The following is a 24,927-nucleotide window of genomic DNA, read 5'->3' on the forward strand; positions in this document are numbered from 1 at the left end:
TCGTTCGTACGGCGGGTCGTTCAGTGGGTGGTGGAGGCCAGCAGGCGCAGTGCGTCCAAGGTTATCCGGGCGCCGCGGTCGACCCCGGCGGCGACCACGTCGCGGTGCGGGTCGTAGCCGCCCGTCCCGACGGACGCCTCGTCGTCGACCAGCTCGTCGGCGTTGGCACCGTCCACGACGAGCGCGCCGCCCGCGGTCAGACCGTGCGTGGCGGCGAAGACGAGCAGCGCGGAGAGCTCCATCTCGATCGCCGCGATCCCGGCCCGCGCGTACGCCTCGCCGGGCAGCGGCAGGAAGCCCGGCTGGAACGCGGCCCGCGTCCACACCACGCCTCGGTGGTGCGGGGCGCCGGCCGCCCGCGCCGCGCGCTGCAGCGCGAGGACCGCCTCCGGCGCCGAGAACGCCGGGTACTCGGCGGGGATCAACTGCTGGGTGACGCCGTCGTCGCGCACCGCGGCGTCCGCGATGACCAGGTCGCCGTCGCGGATCCCGGGCCGGATCGCGCCCGCCGTGCCGAGCCGCAGGATGGTCCTGACGCCGGCCTCGGCGAGCTCCTGGAAGAGCAGCAGCGCGCCGGGCGCGCCGACGCCGTGCGAGGCGACGACGACCTGCGTGCCCTGCCAGCCGCCCGTGAAGGTGCGGTACTCGCGGTGGTACGACACCTCCTTGGCGTCGTCGAGGAGGTCCGCGACGGCGACCGCCCGGCCCGGGTCGCCGACGACCACCGCGTGCGCGGGCAGGCCGGTGCGCGGGACACGGGTGACGGGCAGCGCGTCGGAGGGCGACGTCATCGGAGAGCTCACGTCGGCGATCGTACGCAGCGCCGGACACGCGGAAGGGACGGCCCCCCGTCGGGGAGCCGTCCCGTGCGCGACCGCGCTGTGCGAGCCGGCGCTCAGGCCTTCTTGCCCAGCAGGTCCTCGACCTTGCTCCGCACGTCGTCCGTGGCCAGGCCGCGGATCGTCAGCGTCGTACGGCGGCGCAGCACGTCGTCCGCCGTCTCGGCCCACTCGTTGTCCCGGGCGTAGACGACCTGGGCCCAGATCTCCGGGGCGTCCGGGTGGACGCGCTCGGCCAGCTCCGGGTTCTCGTTCGCGAGCCGGGCGATGTCGAAGGAGAGCGAGCCGTAGTGCGTCGCCAGGTGCTTGGCGGTGTCGGCGGCCATCCGCGGGCCGGGCGCCGGACCGTCGACCAGGAGGCGGTGGGCGACGGCACGCGGGTTGGCGATGCCGGGCAGCGGCAGCTTCTTCGGCAGCTCGGAGATCGGCTCGTAGTCGTCGCCGAGCGGGTGCCCCGGCAGCGCCTCCAGCTTCTTCATCACCGTACGGCCGATGTGCCGGAACGTCGTCCACTTGCCGCCGGCCACCGACAGCATGCCGCCGGTGCCCTCGGTGACGACCGTCTCGCGCTTGGCCTTGGAGGTGTCGCCGGGGCCGCCGGGCAGCACCCGCAGACCCGCGAAGGAGTACGTGATCAGGTCGCGCGACAGCTGCTGGTCGCGGATGGAGAAGGCGGCCTCGTCCAGGATCTGGGCGGTGTCCTGCTCCGTGACGCGCACGTCCGCCGGGTCGCCCTCGAACTCCTCGTCCGTGGTGCCGAGCAGCAGCATGTCCTCCCAGGGGAGGGCGAAGGTGATGCGGTACTTGTCGATCGGGGTCGCCAGCGCGGCCTTCCAGGGGGCGGTGCGCTTGAGGACCAGGTGCGCGCCCTTGGAGAGGCGGATGGAGGGGGCCGCGCCGGGGTTCTCCATCTTGCGCAGGTGGTCGACCCACGGCCCGGTGGCGTTGAGGACCAGACGGGCGTTGACGCCGAACTCGTCGCCGCTCATGCGGTCCTTGAGCTCCGCGCCGGTGACCCGGCCCTTGGTGAAGCGCAGGCCGGTGACCTCGGCGTGGTTGAGGACCGAGGCGCCCGCCTCGACGGCCGCGCGGACCGTCATCAGCGCCATGCGGGCGTCGTTCATCTGGTCGTCGCCGTAGACCGCGACGGCCTTCAGGTTGTCGGTGCGCAGCTCCGGCACGTCCTGGGCGGCCTTGGCCGGGGAGAGCAGGTGGCCGACGCCGTCACCGAAGGCGGAGAGCGCCGAGTAGGCGAAGACGCCCGCGCCCAGCTTGGCCGCGCCGTGCGGGCCGCCCTTGTAGACCGGCAGGTAGAAGGTGAGCGGGTTCGCCAGGTGGGGGGCCACCTGACGGGAGACCGCGCGGCGCTCGAAGTGGTTCTCCGCCACCAGCTTCACGGCGCCGGTCTGCAGGTAGCGCAGACCGCCGTGCAGGAGCTTGGAGGAGGCGGAGGAGGTGGCGCCGGCGAAGTCGCCGGCGTCCACCAGGGCCACCCGCAGTCCCGACTGCGCGGCATGCCAGGCGGTGGAGATGCCCAGGATCCCGCCGCCGATCACCAGGAGGTCGTACGTCGCCTTGGAAAGCTGCTCCCGGGTCTCGGCGCGGCTCTGGTGCGAACCGGCGGCCGGATGCGTCCCGAGGGCAGGGACGCTCTGCAGGGTGGTCATGTGTCTTACTCCTCGCCACTCTCGTCGAGCCAGCCCATGGACCGTTCCACGGCCTTGAGCCAGCTCTTGTACTCACGGTCGCGGGTGTCCGCGTCCATGTGGGGGGTCCATTCGGCGGCCCGGCGCCAGTTGGCGCGCAGCTCGTCGGTCGAGGACCAGAAGCCGACGGCGAGACCGGCGGCGTAGGCGGCGCCGAGGCAGGTGGTCTCGGCGACCATCGGACGCACCACGGGCGCGTCGAGGAAGTCCGAGATGGTCTGCATCAGCAGGTTGTTGGAGGTCATGCCGCCGTCGACCTTGAGGGCCGCGAGCTCGACGCCGGAGTCCTTCGTCATGGCGTCGGTGATCTCACGGGTCTGCCAGGCCGTGGCCTCCAGGACGGCGCGCGCGATGTGCGCCTTGGTGACGTACCGGGTGAGACCGGCGATCACACCGCGAGCGTCGGAGCGCCAGTACGGGGCGAAAAGACCGGAGAAGGCCGGCACGAAGTAGGCGCCGCCGTTGTCCTCGACCGAGGACGCGAGCGTCTCGATCTCGGCGGCGGAGTTGATCAGGCCCATCTGGTCGCGCATCCACTGCACCAGCGAACCGGTGACGGCGATGGAGCCCTCCAGGGCGTAGACCGGCTTCTGGTCGCCGATCTGGTAGCCGACCGTGGTCAGCAGGCCCGAGTAGGAGTTGATGGCCTTGTCACCGGTGTTCAGGAGCATGAACGTGCCGGTGCCGTAGGTGGACTTGGCCTCGCCCTCGTCGAAACAGGTCTGGCCGAAGAGGGCCGCCTGCTGGTCGCCGAGCGCCGAGGCGACGGGGATGCCGCCGAGCACGTCGCCGAGCGTGCCGCCGGTGACCTCGCCGTAGACCTCGGCGGAGGAGCGGATCTCGGGGAGCATCGCCGTGGGCACGCCGATGGACTCGCAGATCTTCTCGTCCCACTGCATCTTGTGCAGGTTCATCAGCATGGTGCGCGAGGCGTTGGTGACGTCGGTGACGTGCTTGCCGCCGTTGACGCCGCCGGTCAGGTTCCAGATGACCCAGGAGTCCATGGTGCCGAAGAGGATGTCGCCGGCCTCGGCGCGCTCGCGCAGACCCTCCACGTGGTCGAGCAGCCAGCGGGCCTTGGGGCCCGCGAAGTAGGAGGCCAGCGGCAGGCCGGTCTCGCGGCGGAAGCGGTCCTGGCCGACGTTGCGGCCGAGCTCCCTGCAGAGCGCGTCGGTGCGGGTGTCCTGCCAGACGATGGCGTTGTGCACCGGCTCACCGGTGTTCTTGTCCCACAACAGCGTCGTCTCGCGCTGGTTGGTGATGCCGATGGCCTTGATGTCGTCGCGGGTGATGCCGGCCTTGGACACGGCTCCGGCGACGACCTCCTGGACGTTGGTCCAGATCTCGGCGGCATCGTGCTCGACCCAGCCCGGCTTCGGGAAGATCTGCTCGTGCTCCTTCTGGTCGACGGAGACGATCCGGCCGTCCTTGTCGAAGACGATGCAGCGGCTCGAGGTGGTGCCCTGGTCGATGGCCGCGATGAAGGGGCCTGCGGTGTGTGCGTCGGTCACGGTGTGCTCCAGAAATTCTTGGCTGTCGGTCTCAGGCGTCTGTGGCGGTCATCGGTCGCTGTCGCGGGTCTACTTGAACGCGACGTTGTAGAGACCGCCGGCGATGGCGCCGCCGATCAGTGGGCCGACGACCGGCACCCAGGCGTACGACCAGTCCGAGCTGCCCTTGTTCGGCAGCGGGAGCACGGAGTGGATGATGCGCGGACCGAGGTCACGGACGGGGTTGATCGCGTAGCCCGTGGGGCCACCGAGAGAGAGGCCGATGCCGACCACGACGAGCGCGGTGATCAGGGCGCCGAGGGTGCCGAGGCCGTTGCCGCCGTCGTTCAGCCCCTGGGTCAGGATGGCGAGGACCAGGACGACCGTGGCGATGATCTCCGTGAGCACGTTCTGGACGTAGTTCCGGATCTCCGGACCGGTCGAGAAGACGCCGAGCACCGGACCGGCCGACGGCGCGGCCTTCTGGTCGACCATGCCCTCCTCGACCGGCTGCGCCGCGAGGATCTCGGGGTCGGTCAGGTGGGCCTTGAACTGGCCCAGGTAGGTGACCCACACCAGCACGGCGCCGATCATCGCGCCCAGCAGCTGCGAGGCCAGGTACAGCGGTACGTCGCTCCACTTGGTGCCGCCCTCGATGGCGAGACCGAGCGTGACCGCCGGGTTGAGGTGGGCGCCGGAGACGCCTCCCGCGAGATAGGCGCCGGTCAGGACCGCGAAGCCCCACCCGAAGGTGATCGCGAGCCAGCCGGCGTCCTTGGCCTTTGAGCGCTTGAGCGTGACGGCGGCGCACACGCCACCGCCGAGCAGGATGAGCACGGCGGTACCGATGGTCTCGCCGATGAAGATGTCGGAGCTGGACACCCGCGACTCCTTTGTCCTTCGTCCAGGGGAAGGCGAACCCCGGGTCCCTCCGGTGGTCCGCGACCTCAGGTGAGGTCGTTGCCGGCCCTTGGCCTTGTCACACTCTAGCGCGTAATGCCGGTAGGTGTTCGACAATGCCGACCGATGGACGCGAGTCTCACCCCGGGGTTACTGGATCGTCAAGGGTTCTGTTATTGAAAACACGATCGTTATTGATCGTTCTGTCTTATGGGTCTACGTCACCACGGAACCGGCCCGCCCGCAGGCGGGGGAGGGTGTCAGGGGGCGCCCGGCGGCCGCCGGCGTCAGAAGCGCCCGGCGCCCAGGTCCCGGGAGACGGCGCGCGCGCAGTCCCGCACGGCGGCGATCAGGTCGGGCCGCAGCTCCCCGTCCCGGCAGACCCGCTCGACGGCGCCGGTGACGCCGACCGCGCCGACCGGCATGCGGCGCCGGTCGTGGATCGGGGCGGCGACGGAGGCGATGCCCTCCCAGGTCTCCTCGACGTCGGCCGCGTACCCGCGCGCGCGGGTCAGGTCGAGGATGGACTCGAAGCCCTCGGGGTCGGTCACGGTGTGCGCCGTGAAGGAGTTGCGCTCGACCTCGACGGCCTCGTTGTGCGCGACCGGGTCGTACGCGGAGAGCACCTTGCCGAGCGCCGTGGAGTGCAGCGGCTGCATGGCCCCCACCTCGAGGACCTGGCGGCTGTCGTCCGGCCGGAAGACGTGGTGGACGATGAGCACGCCCTGCTGGTGGAGCACGCCCAGATGGACGCTCTCGCCGCTGGAGCGGGCCAGGTCGTCGGTCCACACCAGGGCCCGGGCCCGCAGCTCGTGCACGTCCAGATAGCTGTTGCCGAGGCGCAGCAGCTCGGCGCCCAGCTGGTAGCGGCCCGACGCGGAGTCCTGCTCGACGAAGCCCTCCGCCTGCAGGGTGCGCAGGATGCCGTGCGCCGTACCCTTGGCGAGGTCGAGGGAGGAGGCGATCTCCGAGAGACCGAGCCGTCGCTCGCCGCCCGCGAGCAGCCGCAGCATCGCCGCGGCCCGTTCGAGCGACTGGATGTTGCGTGCCATCGCAGCCCCGACCTCCGTCCCCTCGCTCCATGTCGCCGCACCAGTGTCGGCGTTCGGCAATGCTGAACACTATCGGTCGTTGTCGACCTCTCGCTAATGCGCGGACGACCCGTGTTGCCCCGATCCCGGGTCACGCACGGGGACGAACCGGCGGCGCCGCGCCGGGGCGCCGCCCTAGTCCGTCTCGTGGACGCCTCCACCGCAGGACCTTGGTCCCGGCTACCCTGGCCGAGTGCGCCCTCCAACCAGAAGGCGCAAAGCCGACAGCCGTCGCACTCCAGGGAGCTCTTTCATGGCCTCGTCGCCAACCCCGTCGTCGCAGCCCACGCCCGTTTCGTCCGAGAGCAGGGCCCGGGCCGACGCCCTCCGCGAGGCCCTGGCCACCCGAGTGGTGGTGGCCGACGGGGCGATGGGCACCATGCTCCAGGCGCAGGACCCCACGATGGAGGACTTCCAGCAGCTCGAAGGCTGCAACGAGGTCCTGAACGTCACCCGCCCCGACATCGTGCGCTCCGTCCACCAGGAGTACTTCGCGGTGGGCGTGGACTGCGTGGAGACCAACACCTTCGGCGCGAACTTCGCGGCCCTGAGCGAGTACGACATCCCCGAGCGCAACTTCGAGCTCTCCGAGTCCGGCGCGCGCATCGCCCGCGAGGTCGCCGACGAGTTCACCCGGGAGACCGGGCAGCAGCGCTGGGTGCTGGGCTCGATGGGCCCGGGCACCAAGCTGCCGACCCTCGGCCACGCCCCGTACGCCACCCTGCGCGACGCCTACCAGACGAACGCGGAAGGCATGATCGCCGGCGGCGCCGACGCGCTCCTCGTCGAGACCACACAGGACCTCCTGCAGACCAAGGCCGCGATCCTCGGCGCCCGCCGCGCCCTGGACGCCACCGGCGCGAACCTCCCGGTGATCTGCTCGGTCACCGTCGAGACGACCGGCACCATGCTCCTCGGCTCCGAGATCGGCGCCGCGCTCACCGCCCTGGAGCCGCTGGGCATCGACATGATCGGCCTGAACTGCGCCACGGGCCCCGCCGAGATGAGCGAGCACCTGCGCTATCTCGCCCGCCACTCGCGCGTCCCGATCTCCTGCATGCCCAACGCCGGCCTGCCCGTCCTCGGCAAGGACGGCGCCCACTACCCCCTGACGGCCGCCGAACTGGCCGACGCCCAGGAGAACTTCGTCCGCGACTACGGCCTGTCCCTGGTGGGCGGCTGCTGCGGTACGACCCCCGAGCACCTGCGCCAGGTCGTCGAGCGGGTACGGGGCGCGCAGACCACGGCCCGTGAGCCGCGCCCCGAGCCGGGCGCCGCGTCGCTGTACCAGACGGTGCCGTTCCGTCAGGACACCGCGTACATGGCGATCGGTGAGCGCACGAACGCCAACGGGTCGAAGAAGTTCCGGGAGGCCATGCTGGAGGGCCGCTGGGACGACTGTGTGGAGATGGCGCGCGACCAGATCCGTGAGGGCGCGCACATGCTGGACCTGTGCGTGGACTACGTGGGCCGGGACGGGGTCGCGGACATGGCCGAGCTCGCGGGCCGCTTCGCGACCGCCTCGACGCTGCCGATCGTGCTGGACTCCACTGAACTGCCCGTCCTTCAGGCCGGGTTGGAGAAGCTGGGCGGACGTGCGGTCATCAACTCCGTCAACTACGAGGACGGTGACGGGCCCGAGTCGCGGTTCGTGAAGGTGACGGCCCTCGCCAAGGAGCACGGGGCCGCGCTGATCGCGCTGACCATCGACGAGGAGGGCCAGGCCCGTACCCCCGAGCACAAGGTCGCCATCGCCGAGCGCCTGATCGAGGATCTGACCGGCAACTGGGGCATCCACGAGTCGGACCTCCTCATCGACACCCTGACCTTCACCATCTGCACCGGCCAGGAGGAGTCCCGCAAGGACGGCATCGCCACCATCGAGGCGATCCGCGAGCTCAAGAAGCGCCACCCGGACGTGCAGACCACGCTGGGTCTGTCGAACATCTCCTTCGGCCTGAACCCGGCCGCCCGTGTCCTGCTCAACTCCGTCTTCCTCGACGAGTGCGTCAAGGCGGGCCTGGACTCGGCGATCGTGCACGCCTCGAAGATCCTGCCGATCGCGCGGTTCGACGAGGAACAGGTCACCACCGCCCTGGACCTGATCTACGACCGGCGCGCGGAGGGCTACGACCCGCTGCAGAAGCTGATGGAGCTCTTCGAGGGCGTCTCGACGAAGTCGATGAAGGCCGGCAAGGCCGAGGAACTCCTCGCGCTGCCGCTGGACGAGCGGTTGCAGCGGCGCATCATCGACGGCGAGAAGAACGGTCTGGAGGCCGACCTCGACGAGGCGCTCCAGGACACCCCGGCCCTGGACATCGTCAACAACACCCTCCTGGAGGGCATGAAGGTGGTCGGTGAGCTGTTCGGCTCCGGCCAGATGCAGCTGCCCTTCGTGCTCCAGTCCGCCGAGGTGATGAAGACCGCGGTCGCCCACCTCGAACCGCACATGGAGAAGACCGACGACGAGGGCAAGGGCACCATCGTGCTGGCCACCGTCCGTGGCGATGTCCACGACATCGGCAAGAACCTGGTCGACATCATCCTGTCCAACAACGGCTACAACGTCGTCAACCTCGGCATCAAGCAGCCCGTCGCGGCGATCCTGGACGCGGCCGCGGAGCACAAGGCCGATGTGATCGGCATGTCGGGGCTGCTGGTCAAGTCCACGGTGATCATGAAGGAGAACCTGGAGGAGCTCAACCAGCGCAAGATGGCCGCCGACTTCCCCGTGATCCTGGGCGGCGCCGCCCTGACCCGCGCCTACGTCGAGCAGGATCTGCACGAGATCTACGAGGGCGAGGTCCGCTACGCCCGCGACGCCTTCGAGGGCCTGCGCCTGATGGACGCCCTCATCGCCGTCAAGCGGGGCGTGCCGGGGGCCACGCTGCCGGAGCTCAAGCAGCGCCGGGTGCCGAGCAAGGCCACCGCCGCCGTCCTCGAGGTCAATGAGGAGGAGCTGCCGGCGCGCTCCGACGTGTCGGTGGACAACCCGGTTCCCGAGCCGCCGTTCTGGGGCACGCGGGTGGTCAAGGGCATCCAGCTCAAGGAGTACGCGTCCTGGCTGGACGAAGGTGCGCTGTTCAAGGGCCAGTGGGGCCTGAAGCAGGCGCGGACCGGCGACGGACCCTCGTACGAGGAGCTGGTGGAGAGCGAGGGGCGGCCGCGGCTGCGCGGCTGGCTGGACCGGCTCCAGACCGACAACCTCCTGGAGGCCGCCGTCGTGCACGGCTACTTCCCGTGCGTCTCCAAGGGTGACGACCTGATCATCCTCGGTGAGGACGGCGCCGAGCGCACCCGCTTCACCTTCCCGCGCCAGCGCCGCGGGCGCAGGCTCTGCCTGGCCGACTTCTTCCGCCCCGAGGAGTCCGGCGAGACGGACGTTGTGGGCCTCCAGGTCGTCACCGTCGGCTCGAAGATCGGCGAGGCCACCGCCGAGCTCTTCGCCGCCGACTCCTACCGCGACTACCTCGAACTGCACGGCCTGTCCGTGCAGTTGGCCGAGGCGCTCGCCGAGTACTGGCACGCGCGGGTGCGCGCCGAGCTCGGCTTCGGGGGAGAGGACCCCGCGGACGTCGAGGACATGTTCGCGCTGAAGTACCGCGGCGCGCGCTTCTCGCTCGGCTACGGCGCCTGCCCCGACCTGGAGGACCGGGCGAAGATCGCCGAGCTGCTCCAGCCGGAGCGGATCGGCGTCCAGCTCTCCGAGGAGTTCCAGCTCCACCCCGAGCAGTCCACCGACGCGATCGTCATCCACCACCCCGAGGCGAAATATTTCAACGCGCGCTGATCCGGCGCAGTCGTACACTGGTCGGTCCAGTGCAGGCCGGTTGCCTTCCCGTCAGAAGGAGGCAGCCGGCCTTCTCGTCCCTCAAGGAAGGTGTGGTCGCATGACCAGTACGGTTCCCGGCACCCCTCCCCAAGCTCTCGAACCCACTCGAGCAGGGGATACCCGAAAGGCCGAAGGCTCCGCCCTGCAGGGTGTGCTGCTCGACATGGACGGAACCCTCGTGGACACCGAGGGCTTCTGGTGGGACGCCGAGGTCGCGGTCTTCGCCTCCCTCGGGCACGCGCTCGACGAGGCCTGGCGCGACGTCGTCGTCGGCGGCCCCATGACGCGCAGCGCGGGCTTCCTCATCGAGGCCACCGGCGCCGACATCACCGTCCCCGAGCTCACCGTGCTGCTCAACGACGGCTTCGAGGAGCGCATCGGCCGCTCCCTGCCGCTGATGCCGGGCGCCGCCAGGCTGCTCACCGAACTCGGCGCGCACGGCGTTCCGATGGCCCTGGTCTCCGCCTCGCACCGCCGCATCATCGACCGCGTCCTCGGCTCGATCGGCGCCCACCACTTCGAACTCACCGTTGCCGGCGACGAGGTGGCCCGCACCAAGCCCCACCCCGACCCCTACCTCCTGGCCGCCCGGGGACTCGCCGCGGACCCCGCCCGGTGCGCCGTCATCGAGGACACCGCGACCGGTGTCGCCGCCGCCGAGGCCGCGGGCTGCCGCGTCGTGGCCGTACCGTCGGTCGCGCCCATCCCCGCAGCCGCCGGCCGCACCGTCGTCCCCTCCCTCGAAAGCGTCAACCTGCCTTTCCTGCAAGGGTTGATGACTCTCTGACAGTTCCGTCGGCAACCCCTTGAAGCAGTGTGACGTTTCCCATCCTCAAGGGGGTCGACAAGGGTGCCCGCGTGTGCAGCGCGCCACGGCCGGGTGGGGAGCGGCGTGTCGTTGTGTCCCGATTGGTGGGAGCGTGCACGAAACCTTCCGGTGTCGGGTTATCGGTGTGTCCACGCCCGGTTTCGCAGCGTGATGAATGAGCGGTTCAGGCCCCCTCCGGCGCTCGTCTGGTGCGGACTAATCTCGTCGCGAGAACATCGCCCCACCCCCCGTGCCCCACCAACCCTCACCCCGCGTTGCCGGATCCACGGGATTCAAGAGCTCTGGAGAACGTCGAGCATGAACCGCAAGACTTTGGTGCTGCCGGCTGTCATAGGTCTGCTCGCCCCCGCGCTCGCCGCGTGCGGAGGCTCGGACGGGTCGGACGGCGACAAGCCGATCGCCGTCGGCACCACGGACGCGTTCGCCATCTCCAAGGAGGTCCCGGCGCCCTTCGACCCGGCGTACGCCTACGACGCCGGTTCCTGGAACCTCCTGCGCCAGACCGTCCAGACGCTGATGGCGATGCCGCGCGGCGGTGGTGACCCACAGCCCGAGGCGGCCGAGCGGTGCGGCTTCACCGACACGGGCAACGAGCGCTACACCTGCACCCTCCGCAAGGGCCTCGAGTTCTCCGACGGCAAGCCGCTGACCGCCGCCGACGTGAAGTTCTCCATCGAGCGCGTCCGCGACATGAAGATCAAGAACGCGAGCGGTTCGGACGCCCTGGTGTCGAACGTCGACGAGATCGAGGTCCAGGGCGACCGCGACGTCGTGTTCCACCTCAAGAAGCCGGACGCCACGTTCCCGTTCAAGCTGGCCACGCCCACCGCGGGCATCGTCAGCAAGGACCAGTACGCCAAGAACGAGCTGCGGGACGGCTTCGAGGTGTCCGGCTCGGGACCGTACACCGCGAAGCAGGAAGTGAAGGACAACCGTCTGGTCAAGACGGTGTTCACCAAGAACCCCAGCTACAAGGGCGGGTTCAAGGTGCAGAGCGACAAGGTCGAGCTGCGCAACTACCCGGACGCCGACGCCATGGGCAAGGCGCTCGAGGACGGCGACATCGACCTGATGACGCGCACCATGTCGCCCAAGCAGGTCAGGGAGCTCGACGCCGGTTCGAGCAAGAAGATCGACCTGGTCGACATGCAGGGCCTGGAGATCCGCTACCTCGCCTTCAACACCGACGCCCCGACGGCCAAGAACAAGGCCGTCCGCCAGGCCATGGCGCAGCTCGTCGACCGCGGCGCGCTGGCCTCCTCGGTGTACGGCTCGACGGCCGACCCGCTGTACTCCCTCGTGCCCTCCACCATCACCGGTCACGCCAACTCGTTCTTCAACAAGTACGGCAACCCGAGCACGGCCAAGGCCCGCGCCCTGCTCGACCGGGCGAACGTCACCACCCCGGTGAAGCTGACGCTGCACTACACCACGGACCACTACGGCCCGGGCACCAAGAAGGAGTTCGAGCTGCTGCAGAAGCAGCTGAACAGGTCCGGCCTGTTCGACGTGGACGTCAAGGGCGTGCCGTGGAGCACCTTCCGCTCCGCCGAGCGCGACGGCAAGTACGCGGCCTACGGCATGGGCTGGTTCCCCGACTTCCCCGACGCCGACAACTTCCTCGCGCCCTTCCTCGACAAGGACAACTTCCTCGGCTCGCCGTACGTGAACGACACCATCAACGACCAGTTGATCCCGACGTCCCGTCGCGAGGCCGACCGGCTGGCCGCCTCCAAGAGCATCCGCAGGATCCAGGACATCGTCGCCGACGACGTGCCGGTGCTCCCGCTGTGGCAGGGCAAGCAGTACATCGCGGCGCGCGACGACATCACGGGCATCGAGTGGGCGCTCAACTCCTCGTCCAACCTCCAGCTGTGGGAGCTCGGCCGCGGTGTGAGCGGCTGACCCGCGCGCACCGAGGGCGCCCCGGCGTCCTCACGTCCAGCGAACGACCTCAACACCAAAGGCACGTACGTGAAATGTCGTAACCAGTGGCTGGCCCTTCCCCTCACGGGAGGGCTGGCCGCCGCCCTGCTGACCGGCTGCGGCACGGAATCGGGCGGTGCGGGGGACACGGGCGACGCGGTCGTGATGGGGATGTCCGACGACGTCCTCGCCACCGACCCCGCGTCCGGCTACGACCCCGGATCCTGGCTCCTGTTCAACAACGTCTTCCAGTCGCTCCTGAGCTTCCCCAAGGGCGCCACCGAGCCGGAGCCGGAGGCCGCGAAGCGGTGCGGCTTCACGGACTCGGAGGCGAAGGTCTTCAAGTGCGAGCTGCGCGACGGCCTGAAGTTCAGCAACGGCGACGCGCTGACCGCCAAGGACGTCAAGTTCTCCTTCGACCGCATGCGGCACATCAAGGACGACGCCGGCCCGGCGATCATGTTCCCGATGCTCGACCGGGTGGAGACGCCGAACGGCAAGACCGTGGTCTTCAAGCTGAAGTACTCCGACGCGACCTTCCCCAGCAAGATCGCCTCGGGCGCGGGCTCCATCGTGGACCACCGCGAGTACGACATGAACAAGCTGCGCACGGACGGCAAGGCGGTCGGCTCGGGACCGTACAAGCTGGACTCGTTCGGCAAGGAGCAGGCGGTCTTCTCCGTCAACTCCGACTACGAGGGCACCGCCAAGGTCAAGAACGACGGCGTGGCCATCACCTTCTTCCACGGCGACCAGAAGGGCCTGAAGAAGGCGCTCCTGAGCGACGAGATCGACCTGGCCTACCGAGGCCTCGCCGCCGCGGACATCGCGGACATCGAGCGGGACACCTCCAAGGAGGGCCAGGACGTCGACATCGTGGAGGGCACCAGCGCCGAGGTGCAGCACCTGGTCTTCAACATGAAGGACCCGGTCGCGGGCAAGCTCGGTGTGCGCAAGGCCATCGCCTACCTCCTGGACCGGGACGCCCTCGTCCAGCAGGTCTACAAGGACACCGCGACGCCCCTGTACTCGATCGTCCCGGCGGGCATCGGTGGCCACAACACGGCGTTCTTCGACACCTACGGCGCCCGCCCGCAGCGCGCGAAGGCCGCGTCCGCGCTGCGCGGCGCCGGCATCGACGGCAAGGCCAAGCTCACGCTCTGGTCGACGCCCTCGCGCTACGGCCCGGCCACGGACCAGGAGCTGAAGGCCATCGCCCAGCAGCTCAACGCCTCCGGCCTGTTCGACGCCGACGTGAAGTCCGTCGAGTTCGAGCAGTACGAGAAGGACATCGCGGCCGGCAAGTACGGCGTCTACGTCAAGGGCTGGGTGCCGGACTACCCGGACGCGGACAACTTCACCCAGCCGTTCTTCGGCAAGGGCAACGTCCTCGGCAACCACTTCGAGAACAGCGCCATCACCGGGAAGATCATCCCGGGCACCGCCACCGAGAGCGACCGCACCAAGACCGACAAGCAGTACGGCGAGCTGCAGGACATCGTGGCCGACCAGCTGCCCGTCCTGCCGGTGTGGCAGGCCAAGCAGTACGCCGTCGTCCGCGACAGCGTCTACGGCCTGGAGTCGTGCCTCGACGCGTCGACGGTCTTCCGCTTCTGGGAGATCAGCAAGGGCTGACCGAGCCCACCGGTGTACGAGAAAGGTGGCCGTCCCCTGTGGAGGGGGCGGCCACCTTCGTCGTTCCGGGCCCGGCGGGGCGGACGGTCACTGCGCGCCGGGGCGCACCAGCCCGCTCTCGTACGCGTACACCGCGGCCTGCACCCGGTCGCGCAGCCCGAGCTTGGTGAGCACATGGCCCACGTGCGTCTTCACGGTCGTCTCGCTGACGAAGAGGTCCGCGGCGATCTCGGCGTTCGACAGGCCGCGGGCGACCAGCTTCAGGACCTCGACCTCGCGGTCGGTCAGCGTGTGCAGGGTGTCGGGCACCGGCTCGTCGCCGGACGGCAGGTGCGCGGAGTACTTGTCGAGGAGGCGGCGGGTGATGCTCGGCGCGAGCATCGCCTCACCGGCGGCGACCACCCGGATCGCCTGCACCAGCTCGTTGGCCGGGGCGTCCTTGAGGAGGAAGCCGCTGGCGCCCGCGCGCAGCGCCTCCACCACGTACTCGTCGAGGTCGAAGGTGGTCAGGACCAGTACCTTCGCCGGGCCGTCCCGGCCGGGGCCGGTGATCTGGCGGGTCGCCTCCACCCCGTCCATCCGCGGCATGCGGATGTCCATCAGGACGACGTCGGGCTGCAGCGCCCGCACCTGGTCGAGAGCCTGCAGGCCGTCTCCGGCCTCGCCGACGACCGCGATGTCCTGCTCGGCCTCCAGAATCATCCGGAAGCCGGTGCGCAACAGCGGCTGGTCATCGACCAGTAGGACGCGGATGGCCACGGTGTCTCTCCTTAGCTAGCCCGGGCCCATTCTGCCCTGCTCGCCCTCCGCCGACTCGGGCGCCCTCACAGGAAGCGGATACGGCGGGGGAGTCCCGCCGAATTCCGGGCATACCGCCCGATGGTCGCACCAGCCGCACAGTTTGGTCGGCCGCGGCCGCCAGTTGCCGGTCTCGGTCGCCAGCTCGATCGCCTCCCACAGCGCGAGCAGCTTGCGCTCGACCCGCTCCAGATCGGCGACCACCGGGTCGTACGTGATGACGTCGCCGCTGCCCAGATAGACGAGCTGGAGGCGGCGCGGCACGACACCCTTCAGCCGCCACACCACCAGGGCGTAGAACTTCATCTGGAACAGGGCGCCCTCCGCGTACTCCGGACGCGGGGCCTTGCCCGTCTTGTAGTCGACGATGCGGACCTCGCCCGAAGGGGCCACGTCCACGCGGTCGATGATGCCGCGCAGCTTCAGGCCCGACTCCAGCTCGGCCTGGACGAAGAGCTCCCGCTCGGCGGGCTCGAGCCGCGTCGGGTCCTCCAGCGTGAACCAGCGCTCCACCAGCCGCTCCGCGTCGGAGAGCCAGCTCGCCATCCGCTCGCCCTCCGGATCGTCCGCGAAGAGCTCCGTCAGCTCGGGCTTGGCCTCCCGCAGCCGGTCCCACTGCCCCGGGATGAGCGACTTGGCGCGCGGCGCGGTGCGCTCACCCGCCGGCGCGTCGAAGAGCCGCTCCAGGACGGCGTGCACCAGCGTGCCCCGGGTCGCCGCCTCACTCGGCTTCTCGGGCAGCTTGTCGATCACCCGGAACCGGTAGAGCAGGGGGCACTGCATGAAGTCGCCCGCGCGCGAGGGCGACAGGGACGCCGGGCGCACGGCCGCCACGACGCCGTCGGTGCTGGTTTCCATAGGGACAGACCCTACGACCCGCCACCGACAACAGCCGCATACCATCGACGGCAGACCCTCTCGCCCTGCATGATCGTGCGGGTAACCACGCCATACCGGGGCGAGGGACGCTTCGATCGAGGGGACATCGTGGACGAAAGCGGCGGGAGCGGCAGGCCGCGGTCCGACGGCGCCGAGGGCCTGCGGCCGGACGGTGCGCACGGCTCCCCGGAGCCGGCACGTCCGGTCGACACGGCCGAGGAACCGGCGGGACGGGCCGAAGCGGGCCGGGACCCCGAGCGGCCGACGGACGCCTCCGGCGCGCCAGAGGCGCCGAGGCACCCGGCCGGCGAACCGGCACGGCCACGGGACGACGGCACGGACACCTCCGCGGCCGAGCCGCGCCATGAGCGGAGCCCCGGCGAGCAGACCCCCGAGGCGCCGAGCCCCGGCGAGCAGAGCTCTGACGCGTCGAACCCCGGCGAACACGGTTCCGACGACCGGCGCCCCCAGCCCCCCACCTCCCTCACCAAGGCGTCACCAGGGGAGCAGCCCGCGGGCAAGGGCACCCCCGCGCCGCCCGGCAACCGGAAGGGGCCCGGCGGCGGACTGCTCATGGGCAGGCCGTTCGGCGTGCCCGTCTACGTCGCGCCCAGCTGGTTCCTCGTCGCCGCCCTCATCACATGGGTCTTCGGCGACCAGCTCGACCGCGTCCTGCCCGAACTCGGCGGCGCCCGCTACCTCGTCTCCCTCTTCTTCGCGGTGGCCTTCTACGCCTCCGTCCTCGTCCACGAACTCGCCCACACCGTCGCGGCCCTCCGCTTCAAGCTGCCGGTGCGCCGCATCCAGCTGCAGTTCTTCGGCGGCGTCTCCGAGATCGAGAAGGAGTCCGAGACCCCCGGACGCGAGTTCGTCCTCGCCTTCGTCGGCCCGCTCCTCTCCCTCGTCCTCGCCGGGGTGTTCTACGCGGGGATGCAGGCCGTCGACCCGGGCACCGTGCCCGGCGTCCTGCTCGCGGGACTGATGATCTCCAACCTCATCGTCGCCGCCTTCAACCTCCTGCCCGGCCTGCCGCTGGACGGCGGGCGCATGCTCCGCGCCGTCGTCTGGAAGATCACCGGCAGGCCCATGAGCGGCACCGTGGCCGCCGCCTGGGTCGGCCGCGCCCTCGCCATCACCGTCCTGATCGGCCTGCCGCTGCTCAACCAGTCCGGCGCGCTCGGCGGCGACACCCAGGACATCGGCGGCATGGACACCGTCATGGACGCCCTGCTCGCCGCGATCCTCGCCGCGATCATCTGGACCGGCGCGGGGAACAGCCTCCGCATGGCCCGGCTGCGCGAGCACCTGCCCGAGCTGCGGGCCCGCACCCTGACCCGCCGCGCCGTCCCCGTCGAGGGCGACACCCCGCTCTCCGAGGCGCTGCGCCGGGCCAACGACGCGGGCGCCCGTGCCCTCGTCGTCGTCGACGCCGATGGCGACCCGATGGCCGTGGTCCGCGAGGCCGCCATCGTCTCCGTGCCCCAGCACCGCCGCCCCTGGGTCGGCGTCGGCGGCCTCGCCCAGGACATCACCGAGGGCATGCGGGTCTCCGTCGAACTGGCCGGCGAGGAGCTCCTCGACACCCTCCGCACCACACCCGCCACCGAGTACCTCGTCGTCGAGGAGTCCGGCGAGATCTACGGAGTGCTGTCCGCCGCGGACGTGGAGCGCGCCTTCGTCAAGGCCATGGCCCGCCCCTCCTGACCGGGCCGGGGCCGCCGGCACCGTGGTCGGCGGCCCGCGCGGGGGCCGGTAGGCTGGTCACATGTCCGAACCGACCGGTGCCGCCCGCCGTCGCGGGCCCTTCAAGGTCGGGGACCAGGTCCAGCTCACCGACCCCAAGGGACGCCACTACACGTTCACGCTCGAGGCCGGGAAGAATTTCCACACCCACAAGGGTTCCTTCCCGCACGACGAGCTGATCGGCGCTCCCGAGGGCAGTGTTGTCCGTACCACGGGAAACGTCGCCTACCTGGCGTTGCGACCCCTGCTCCCCGACTACGTCCTGTCCATGCCCCGCGGCGCCGCCGTGGTCTACCCCAAGGACGCGGGGCAGATCCTGGCCTTCGCCGACATCTTCCCCGGCGCGCGCGTCGTGGAGGCGGGCGTGGGCTCCGGCTCGCTCAGCAGCTTCCTGCTGCGGGCCATCGGCGACCAGGGAATGCTGCACTCCTACGAGCGCCGCGAGGACTTCGCCGAGATCGCCCAGCAGAACGTGGAGCGCTACTTCGGCGGCCCGCACCCGGCCTGGCAGCTGACCGTCGGTGACCTCCAGGACAACCTCAGCGACACCGAGGTCGACCGCGTCATCCTGGACATGCTCGCCCCCTGGGAGTGCCTGGAGGGCGTCTCCAAGGCGCTCGTCCCCGGCGGCATCCTGTGCTGCTACGTGGCCACCACCACCCAGCTCGCGCGGACCGTCGAGTCCATCCGCGAGATCGGCGGCTTCAACGAGCCGACGGCCTGGGAGTCGATGATCCGCAACTGGCACATCGAGGGCCTGGCCGTGCGCCCGGACCACCGTATGATCGGCCACACCGGATTCCTGCTCACCGCCCGCCGCCTCGCGGACGGCGTGGAGCCCCCGATGCGCCGCCGCCGCCCCGCCAAGGGCGCGTACGGCGAGGACTACTCCGGCCCGAACGCCGACGGCGGAACGCCGCGCTGACCCGCGCGACGGCCACCGCCCAATGAGCAGGCGCCGCCGCCGAGTTCCCTGACCGACCAGGGAACTCGGCGGCGGCGCCGTTTCGTTGACGGGACGCCGGCCGCGTACCGCGCGCACCGCGAAGACCATCGGACCCCGGTGTTCCACCGCACTGTGACGTATGGCACGATGCTGGCCACCTCCCCACCGGCACGCCCTCACAGGAGACACTTCCTCGTGCAGCACCCCGCGGTCCCGGAACTGGCACACACCCTCACCCGCCCCATCCACTGGCTGGCCACCGCGGCCGCGCTCGCCGCCGTCGTCGCGGGCTCCGCCGTCCTCCAGCCCGACGCCGCGACCGCCGCCCAGACGGCCCCGAAGACGCACTCCAGAGCCGTCGCCGGCGGACCGGCCCCCGCGCCCGACGCCGCCGCCGTCGACTTCCCGCTCGACTGCGGCCCCGTGGAGCCCGTGGTGAAGAAGAAGGCCACCGGCGACCTCGACGGCGACGGCAAGCCGGAGACCGTGGCCGTGGTGCACTGCCGGGCCGGCTCGGGCACCCCGCCCGACGGGATCTATGTGATCACCGGATCGGGGGGCAAGCCGCGCGTCGTCGCCACCCTCGTCGACCCGAAGGACCGGCAGAACGTCAGCGCCTTCGCCGTGCGTGACGGCGCGGTCACCGCGACCCTGCTCGGCTACTCCTCGCCCGACGTGCCCCGCTGCTGCCCGGACGAGCAGGACAAGGCCAAGTGGCAGTGGAAGGACGGCGCGTTCGAGCGCCTGACCCCCGCGGGGGCCCGTAGCGTCTGATGCCCCGAGGGGCGCACGGTCATGCCGCGTCGGGACCGTAGACCTCGACCCTGTCCGAAACCCGACGTACGTGAATGCAGTCGCCCGGGCACTCCTTGGCGGAGTCCACCACGTCGGTGAGGAGCGGCAGCGGCACGGGCGTTGTCGCCCCCGGCGCCTGCAGCAGCTCGTCGTCGCCGCTCTTCACATAGGCCAGGCCGTCGATGTCCAGCTCGAAGACCTCGGGCGCGTACTGCGCACAGATGCCGTCTCCCGTACAGAGGTCCTGGTCGATCCAGACCTCCAGATCATGGCCCTCACTGCCGGTCTCGGCCTCGTGCCGCACGGTCATCTCTCCTGCCGGTCGCTGCGCCGGGAGGCCCGCTCTTGCAGCAAGTCGGGCCAGCCCTGACGGGTGTTGAACGCTTCGACGATACAACCGCCCGCTTTCCGATGTTGTTGGGTGGGTATTCCCCTGGCGTGAGGGAGAGCGCAAGGGTGAAGATCGGACACACCCCCATCGTCTTTGTGATCTAGGGGTTTCAATCGACACCCACCCAGGTAGGGTCTGGAAGCGTCCAGCTCCCCTTGGAGGAGGTGAGGACCGTGGCAGCCCACGACGACGACATCAACCGCGGCATCCGGCCGGGACGAGGGTCCGAGGACCCCGCCGGTCAGGTTGCCTATCTCGAGCAGGAAATCGCCGTCCTGCGACGCAAGCTCGCCGACTCTCCGCGTCATACGAGGATTCTCGAAGAGCGGATCGTCGAGCTGCAGACCAACCTGGCCGGCGTGTCCGCGCAGAACGAGCGGCTCGCCAACACGCTCCGTGAGGCCCGCGACCAGATCGTGGCCCTCAAGGAGGAAGTCGACCGGCTCGCGCAGCCGCCGGCCGGCTTCGGAGTCTTCCTCGTGGCGAACGAGGACGGCACGGCGGACATCTTCACCGGGGGCCGCAAGCTCCGGGTGAACGTCAGCCCGAGCGTGGAGCTCGAAGAGCTCAGGCGCGGCCAGGAAGTAATGCTCAACGAAGCGCTCAACGTGGTCGAGGCCATGGAGTACGAGAGCGTGGGGGACATCGTCACCCTCAAGGAGATCCTCGAGGACGGCGAGCGCGCCCTGGTGGTCGGGCACACCGACGAGGAACGGGTGGTACGGCTCGCCGAGCCGCTGCTGGACGTCACCATCCGTCCCGGCGACGCCCTGCTGCTCGAACCCCGCTCCGGCTACGTCTACGAGGTCGTTCCCAAGAGCGAGGTCGAGGAGCTCGTCCTCGAAGAAGTCCCCGACATCAGCTACGAGAAGATCGGCGGTCTCGGCGGCCAGATCGAGATGATCCGGGACGCCGTCGAGCTTCCGTACCTCTATCCCGACCTCTTCAAGGAGCACGAACTGCGGCCGCCGAAGGGCGTGCTGCTGTACGGGCCCCCCGGCTGCGGCAAGACGCTGATCGCGAAGGCCGTCGCCAACTCGCTCGCCAAGAAGGTCGCGGAGGTCACCGGACAGCCCGCGGGGAAGAGCTACTTCCTCAACATCAAGGGCCCCGAACTCCTCAACAAGTACGTCGGTGAGACCGAGCGTCACATCCGCCTGGTCTTCCAGCGCGCGCGGGAGAAGGCGAGCGAGGGCACCCCTGTCATCGTCTTCTTCGACGAGATGGAGTCCCTCTTCCGCACCCGTGGGTCCGGTGTCAGCTCGGACGTGGAGAACACCATCGTCCCGCAGCTGCTCGCCGAGATCGACGGCGTGGAAGGCCTGGAGAACGTCATCGTGATCGGCGCCTCCAACCGCGAGGACATGATCGACCCCGCGATCCTGCGGCCCGGCCGGCTCGACGTGAAGATCAAGATCGAGCGCCCGGACGCCGAGGCGGCGAAGGACATCTTCGCCAAGTACCTCACCGAGCGGCTCCCGCTGCACTCGGACGATCTCGCCGAGCACAGCGCCGACCGGCACGCCACGGTGCACGGCATGATCCAGTCCGTCGTCGAGCAGATGTACGCCGAATCCGAGGAGAACCGCTTCCTCGAGGTGACGTACGCCAACGGCGACAAGGAAGTCCTGTACTTCAAGGACTTCAATTCCGGCGCCATGATCGAGAACATCGTGGGCCGCGCCAAGAAGATGGCCATCAAGGCCTTCCTCGAGGCGAACCAGAAGGGCCTTCGGGTCGCTCACCTCCTCCAGGCTTGCGTCGACGAGTTCAAGGAGAACGAGGACCTGCCGAACACGACCAACCCGGACGACTGGGCCAGGATCTCCGGAAAGAAGGGCGAGCGGATCGTGTACATCCGCACCCTTGTCACCGGAAAGCAGGGCGCGGACACCGGACGCTCCATCGACACGGTGGCCAACACCGGTCAATACCTGTAGAACACAGGGCGGCTGCGGGTGTCCTTCACGGGTACCCGCAGCCGTCTGTTTTTCAATGAAGGCAATGATCTCCCCACCAGCGCAAAGGCGTTCTAGGCTCTTCGGTACCGCCGAGTCGCGCAGTGCGGGGACGGGCACCGCACACGCACCGGAGAACCAGCGGTACTTGAGCGCCGTTCCCGAACGGGAGCGCCGCCGGGCAAGGAGGGCCGCATGACCGTACGGCGAGTAATGGGCATCGAGACGGAGTACGGCATCTCCGTCCCCGGCCATCCCAACGCCAATGCCATGCTCACCTCGTCCCAGATCGTCAACGCCTATGCCGCGGCGATGCACCGGGCGCGACGCGCCCGCTGGGACTTCGAGGAGGAGAACCCGCTGCGGGACGCGCGGGGTTTCGACCTCGCCCGCGAGGCCGCCGACTCCAGCCAGCTGACCGACGAGGACATCGGCCTGGCCAACGTGATCCTCACCAACGGCGCACGCCTGTACGTCGACCACGCACACCCCGAGTACAGCTCGCCGGAGATCACCAACCCGCTGGACGCCGTCCTGTGGGACAAGGCCGGCGAACGCATCATGGCCGAGGCCGCCGACCGCGCGGCCCAACTCCCCGGCGCCCAGCCGATCCACCTGTACAAGAACAACACCGACAACAAGGGCGCCTCGTACGGCACGCACGAGAACTACCTGATGAAGCGGGAGACCCCCTTCTCGGACATCGTGCGGCACCTGACGCCGTTCTTCGTCTCCCGCCAGGTCGTCACCGGCGCGGGACGCGTCGGCATCGGCCAGGACGGCCACGAGCACGGCTTCCAGCTCAGCCAGCGCGCGGACTACTTCGAGGTCGAGGTGGGCCTGGAGACGACCCTCAAGCGGCCCATCATCAACACCAGGGACGAGCCGCACTCCGACGCCGAGAAGTACCGCAGGCTGCACGTCATCATCGGCGACGCGAACCTCTCGGAGATCTCGACCTATCTGAAGCTGGGCACCACCTCGCTCGTCCTCGCGATGATCGAGGAGGGCTTCATCGCGGTCGACCTCGCCGTGGACCAGCCGGTGCGCACCCTGCACCAGGTCTCGCACGACCCGACCCTCAAGCACCTCGTCACGCTCCGCAGCGGCCGCTCACTCACCGCGGTACAGCTCCAGATGGAGTACTTCGAGCTGGCCCGCAAGTTCGTCGAGGAGCGCTACGGCTCGGACGCGGACGAACAGACCAAGGACGTGCTGGCCCGCTGGGAGGACGTCCTCGGCCGGCTGGAGAGCGATCCGATGAGCCTCTCCGGAGAGCTCGACTGGGTCGCCAAGCGGGAGCTCATGGAGGGCTACCGCCGCCGTGACAGCCTCGACTGGGACGCGGCGCGGCTGCACCTGGTCGACCTCCAGTACGCGGACGTACGGGCCGAGAAGGGCCTGTACAACCGTCTGGTGGCCCGGGGCAAGATGAAGCGGCTCCTGGACGAGTCGGACGTCGAGCGGGCCATCGGCAAGCCGCCCGAGGACACGCGCGCGTACTTCCGCGGCCGCTGCCTGGAGCAGTACGCGGACGACGTGGCCGCCGCGTCCTGGGACTCGGTCATCTTCGACCTCCCGGGCCGTGACTCTCTGCAACGGGTCCCCACGCTGGAGCCCCTGCGCGGCACGCGGAACCACGTCAAGGAACTGCTGGACCGCTGCCGCACGGCAGAGGATCTGGTTCGGGTGCTCTCCGGCGGCTGAAAGGTCAACGCCCGGGGAATCACAGAGGTGGGTCCCGCACGTTGCACCAACTGCGGGGCCGATGTCGGACCCGGAGCGTAGGGTCTGATCAAGAACGTCTAACCGAGCGAGCGGGGTGAGGTAGATGGCGACCAAGGACACCGGCGGCGGGCAGCAGAAGGCGACGCGTCCCACCGAGGAGGCCGAGGAGCAGACGCAGGACGCGCAGGCTTCGGAGGACCTCAAGGAGCGTCAGGAGAAGCTGAGCGACGACGTCGACTCTGTTCTTGACGAAATCGACGACGTGCTGGAGGAGAACGCAGAGGACTTCGTGCGCTCCTTCGTGCAAAAGGGTGGGCAGTAGACTCCTTTGGCCTTCGAATCCATGGTGGAACGGAAGGTTCGAAGAGTGCCCGAAGGTCGCGAGGTGATGTGCTGCCCGCGGTGCCGGCAAGCCGGACCGCGGGCAGTCCTGGCCCGTGACCGGGCACGTCGGATCCATGTGGATCACCGCCGCGAGGCGGGTAAGGTCCCTGGCGTAACGTGCTTCAACTGCAATTCGGCCATCGGCAAGTTGGGAGACGATCCCGACGCAGTTCGTCGGGCTGCCGCCTACCTGGAAGGAACCTCGTGGAAGCCAATAATCGTGGCACAGGGCGTCTGCCGGCTGCCTTCCTGACGCCCGGCTCGTCGTCCTTCATGGACTTCCTGTCCGAGCATCAGCCCGAGATCCTGCCCGGCAACCGCCAACTGCCGCCCACGCAGGGTGTGATCGAGGCACCGCACGGCACGACCATCGTGGCCGTGACGTTCCCCGGCGGAGTGGTCCTCGCCGGCGACCGCCGGGCGACGATGGGCAACGTGATCGCCCAGCGCGACATCGAGAAGGTCTTCCCGGCCGACGAGTACTCGGCGGTGGGCATCGCCGGCACCGCCGGTCTGGCCGTGGAGATGGTGAAGCTCTTCCAGTTGGAGCTGGAGCACTTCGAGAAGGTGGAGGGCGCCACGCTCTCCCTGGAGGGCAAGGCGAACCGTCTCTCCACGATGATCCGCGGCAACCTCGGCATGGCCATGCAGGGCCTCGCGGTGGTGCCCCTCTTCGCGGGGTACGACGTGGACCGCGAGAAGGGCCGCATCTTCTCGTACGACGTCACGGGCGGGCGCTCCGAGGAGCACGGCTTCGCGGCGACCGGTTCGGGTTCGGTCTTCGCGCGCGGCGCCATGAAGAAGCTCTACCACGCCGATCTGACGGAGGAGCAGGCGACGACCCTCGTCATCCAGGCCCTCTACGACGCCGCCGACGACGACTCGGCGACCGGTGGTCCGGACGTGGCCCGCCGGATCTACCCCATCGTCACCGTCATCTCCGACGAGGGCTTCCGGCGCCTGACGGACGACGAGTCCTCCGCCATCGCGCGCTCGATCCTGGAGAAGCGGCTCGAGCAGCCGGACGGCCCGCGCGCCGCGCTGCTCTGATCGCTCC

General features: G+C 69.8%; 20 protein-coding genes. 12 read left to right on the top strand and 8 right to left on the bottom strand.

What is annotated here, in order from left to right; genetic code table 11:
* Positions 1-20 precede the first annotated feature (20 nt).
* The 5 genes from ACZ6B8_RS27470 to ACZ6B8_RS27490 all read right to left on the bottom strand — a co-directional run bounded on the left by ACZ6B8_RS27470 (position 21) and on the right by ACZ6B8_RS27490 (position 5,987).
* Positions 21-791 carry a phosphorylase family protein gene (locus tag ACZ6B8_RS27470; RefSeq protein WP_471081348.1) on the bottom strand — a complete coding sequence of 257 codons (771 nt, stop codon included), beginning with the start codon at positions 789-791 and terminating at the stop codon, positions 21-23.
* Positions 792-895: 104 nt separating this feature from the next.
* Positions 896-2,506, bottom strand: coding sequence for a glycerol-3-phosphate dehydrogenase/oxidase (locus tag ACZ6B8_RS27475; RefSeq protein ID WP_471609019.1), 1,611 nt, complete (start codon positions 2,504-2,506; stop codon positions 896-898).
* Positions 2,507-2,511: 5 nt separating this feature from the next.
* Positions 2,512-4,056 carry a glycerol kinase GlpK gene (gene glpK, locus ACZ6B8_RS27480; protein ID WP_471609020.1) on the bottom strand — a complete coding sequence of 515 codons (1,545 nt, stop codon included), beginning with the start codon at positions 4,054-4,056 and terminating at the stop codon, positions 2,512-2,514.
* A 69-nt stretch (positions 4,057-4,125) separates the two neighbouring features.
* Positions 4,126-4,917 carry an MIP/aquaporin family protein gene (locus tag ACZ6B8_RS27485; RefSeq protein ID WP_471080494.1) on the bottom strand — a complete coding sequence of 264 codons (792 nt, stop codon included), beginning with the start codon at positions 4,915-4,917 and terminating at the stop codon, positions 4,126-4,128.
* 305 nt (positions 4,918-5,222) lie between these two features.
* Positions 5,223-5,987: an IclR family transcriptional regulator gene (locus ACZ6B8_RS27490; RefSeq protein ID WP_471080497.1), complete on the bottom strand. Its 765-nt coding sequence runs from the start codon at positions 5,985-5,987 to the stop codon at positions 5,223-5,225.
* 292 nt (positions 5,988-6,279) lie between these two features.
* On the opposite strand from ACZ6B8_RS27490, the gene metH reads away from it, so the two are divergent.
* The 4 genes from metH to ACZ6B8_RS27510 all read left to right on the top strand — a co-directional run bounded on the left by metH (position 6,280) and on the right by ACZ6B8_RS27510 (position 14,248).
* Complete coding sequence (gene metH / locus ACZ6B8_RS27495; RefSeq protein ID WP_471080500.1) at positions 6,280-9,816, top strand: methionine synthase; 3,537 nt, start codon at positions 6,280-6,282, stop codon at positions 9,814-9,816.
* A 100-nt stretch (positions 9,817-9,916) separates the two neighbouring features.
* Positions 9,917-10,645, top strand: coding sequence for an HAD family hydrolase (locus ACZ6B8_RS27500; RefSeq protein ID WP_471080503.1), 729 nt, complete (start codon positions 9,917-9,919; stop codon positions 10,643-10,645).
* Between the two features lie 339 nt (positions 10,646-10,984).
* Positions 10,985-12,592 carry an ABC transporter substrate-binding protein gene (locus ACZ6B8_RS27505; protein ID WP_471609021.1) on the top strand — a complete coding sequence of 536 codons (1,608 nt, stop codon included), beginning with the start codon at positions 10,985-10,987 and terminating at the stop codon, positions 12,590-12,592.
* A gap of 69 nt (positions 12,593-12,661) precedes the next feature.
* Entirely contained in the window at positions 12,662-14,248 is a 1,587-nt protein-coding gene (locus ACZ6B8_RS27510) for an ABC transporter substrate-binding protein (RefSeq protein ID WP_471609022.1), read from the top strand.
* 87 nt (positions 14,249-14,335) lie between these two features.
* Here the strand turns inward: ACZ6B8_RS27510 and ACZ6B8_RS27515 are convergent, their stop codons facing one another.
* Complete coding sequence (locus tag ACZ6B8_RS27515) at positions 14,336-15,007, bottom strand: response regulator (RefSeq protein WP_030782872.1); 672 nt, start codon at positions 15,005-15,007, stop codon at positions 14,336-14,338.
* Positions 15,008-15,022: 15 nt separating this feature from the next.
* Positions 15,023-15,904 carry a RecB family exonuclease gene (locus ACZ6B8_RS27520; protein ID WP_471080513.1) on the bottom strand — a complete coding sequence of 294 codons (882 nt, stop codon included), beginning with the start codon at positions 15,902-15,904 and terminating at the stop codon, positions 15,023-15,025.
* Between the two features lie 129 nt (positions 15,905-16,033).
* Between ACZ6B8_RS27520 and ACZ6B8_RS27525 the strand changes: the two genes are divergently transcribed.
* The 3 genes from ACZ6B8_RS27525 (at position 16,034) to ACZ6B8_RS27535 (ending at position 19,388) form a co-directional block, all read left to right on the top strand.
* Positions 16,034-17,629, top strand: a complete 1,596-nt coding sequence (locus ACZ6B8_RS27525; protein WP_471080516.1) for a site-2 protease family protein — start codon at positions 16,034-16,036, stop codon at positions 17,627-17,629.
* A gap of 61 nt (positions 17,630-17,690) precedes the next feature.
* Positions 17,691-18,593, top strand: a complete 903-nt coding sequence (locus ACZ6B8_RS27530; protein WP_358709697.1) for a tRNA (adenine-N1)-methyltransferase — start codon at positions 17,691-17,693, stop codon at positions 18,591-18,593.
* A gap of 216 nt (positions 18,594-18,809) precedes the next feature.
* Positions 18,810-19,388: a hypothetical protein gene (locus tag ACZ6B8_RS27535; RefSeq protein ID WP_471080520.1), complete on the top strand. Its 579-nt coding sequence runs from the start codon at positions 18,810-18,812 to the stop codon at positions 19,386-19,388.
* Between the two features lie 19 nt (positions 19,389-19,407).
* Here the strand turns inward: ACZ6B8_RS27535 and ACZ6B8_RS27540 are convergent, their stop codons facing one another.
* Positions 19,408-19,719: a ferredoxin gene (locus tag ACZ6B8_RS27540; RefSeq protein ID WP_355810294.1), complete on the bottom strand. Its 312-nt coding sequence runs from the start codon at positions 19,717-19,719 to the stop codon at positions 19,408-19,410.
* A 254-nt stretch (positions 19,720-19,973) separates the two neighbouring features.
* Between ACZ6B8_RS27540 and arc the strand changes: the two genes are divergently transcribed.
* The 5 genes from arc (at position 19,974) to prcB (ending at position 24,920) form a co-directional block, all read left to right on the top strand.
* Positions 19,974-21,740 (top strand): proteasome ATPase, encoded by a 1,767-nt coding sequence (gene arc, locus ACZ6B8_RS27545; protein WP_471080524.1) that lies wholly within the window; start codon positions 19,974-19,976, stop codon positions 21,738-21,740.
* A gap of 213 nt (positions 21,741-21,953) precedes the next feature.
* Positions 21,954-23,465 carry a depupylase/deamidase Dop gene (dop, locus tag ACZ6B8_RS27550; protein WP_471080527.1) on the top strand — a complete coding sequence of 504 codons (1,512 nt, stop codon included), beginning with the start codon at positions 21,954-21,956 and terminating at the stop codon, positions 23,463-23,465.
* A gap of 124 nt (positions 23,466-23,589) precedes the next feature.
* Entirely contained in the window at positions 23,590-23,808 is a 219-nt protein-coding gene (locus tag ACZ6B8_RS27555; RefSeq protein WP_471609023.1) for a ubiquitin-like protein Pup, read from the top strand.
* A gap of 66 nt (positions 23,809-23,874) precedes the next feature.
* Positions 23,875-24,123, top strand: a complete 249-nt coding sequence (locus tag ACZ6B8_RS27560; protein ID WP_471081351.1) for an endonuclease domain-containing protein — start codon at positions 23,875-23,877, stop codon at positions 24,121-24,123.
* A complete protein-coding gene (prcB, locus tag ACZ6B8_RS27565; protein ID WP_471080530.1) occupies positions 24,075-24,920 on the top strand; it encodes a proteasome subunit beta in 846 nt (281 codons plus the stop codon). The genes ACZ6B8_RS27560 and prcB overlap by 49 nt, the downstream gene beginning before the upstream one ends.
* Positions 24,921-24,927 lie beyond the last annotated feature (7 nt).

The organism is Streptomyces sp. NPDC041122, from assembly GCF_055592445.1.

Coding starts and splice junctions, on each gene's coding strand:
- ACZ6B8_RS27470 (WP_471081348.1), bottom strand. CDS start 791: ATGACGTCGCCCTCCGACGCGCTGCCCGTCACCCGTGTCCCGCGCACC.
- ACZ6B8_RS27475 (WP_471609019.1), bottom strand. CDS start 2,506: ATGACCACCCTGCAGAGCGTCCCTGCCCTCGGGACGCATCCGGCCGCC.
- ACZ6B8_RS27490 (WP_471080497.1), bottom strand. CDS start 5,987: ATGGCACGCAACATCCAGTCGCTCGAACGGGCCGCGGCGATGCTGCGG.
- metH (WP_471080500.1), top strand. CDS start 6,280: ATGGCCTCGTCGCCAACCCCGTCGTCGCAGCCCACGCCCGTTTCGTCC.
- ACZ6B8_RS27500 (WP_471080503.1), top strand. CDS start 9,917: ATGACCAGTACGGTTCCCGGCACCCCTCCCCAAGCTCTCGAACCCACT.
- ACZ6B8_RS27505 (WP_471609021.1), top strand. CDS start 10,985: ATGAACCGCAAGACTTTGGTGCTGCCGGCTGTCATAGGTCTGCTCGCC.
- ACZ6B8_RS27520 (WP_471080513.1), bottom strand. CDS start 15,904: ATGGAAACCAGCACCGACGGCGTCGTGGCGGCCGTGCGCCCGGCGTCC.
- ACZ6B8_RS27530 (WP_358709697.1), top strand. CDS start 17,691: ATGTCCGAACCGACCGGTGCCGCCCGCCGTCGCGGGCCCTTCAAGGTC.
- ACZ6B8_RS27540 (WP_355810294.1), bottom strand. CDS start 19,719: ATGACCGTGCGGCACGAGGCCGAGACCGGCAGTGAGGGCCATGATCTG.
- dop (WP_471080527.1), top strand. CDS start 21,954: ATGACCGTACGGCGAGTAATGGGCATCGAGACGGAGTACGGCATCTCC.
- ACZ6B8_RS27555 (WP_471609023.1), top strand. CDS start 23,590: ATGGCGACCAAGGACACCGGCGGCGGGCAGCAGAAGGCGACGCGTCCC.
- ACZ6B8_RS27560 (WP_471081351.1), top strand. CDS start 23,875: ATGTGCTGCCCGCGGTGCCGGCAAGCCGGACCGCGGGCAGTCCTGGCC.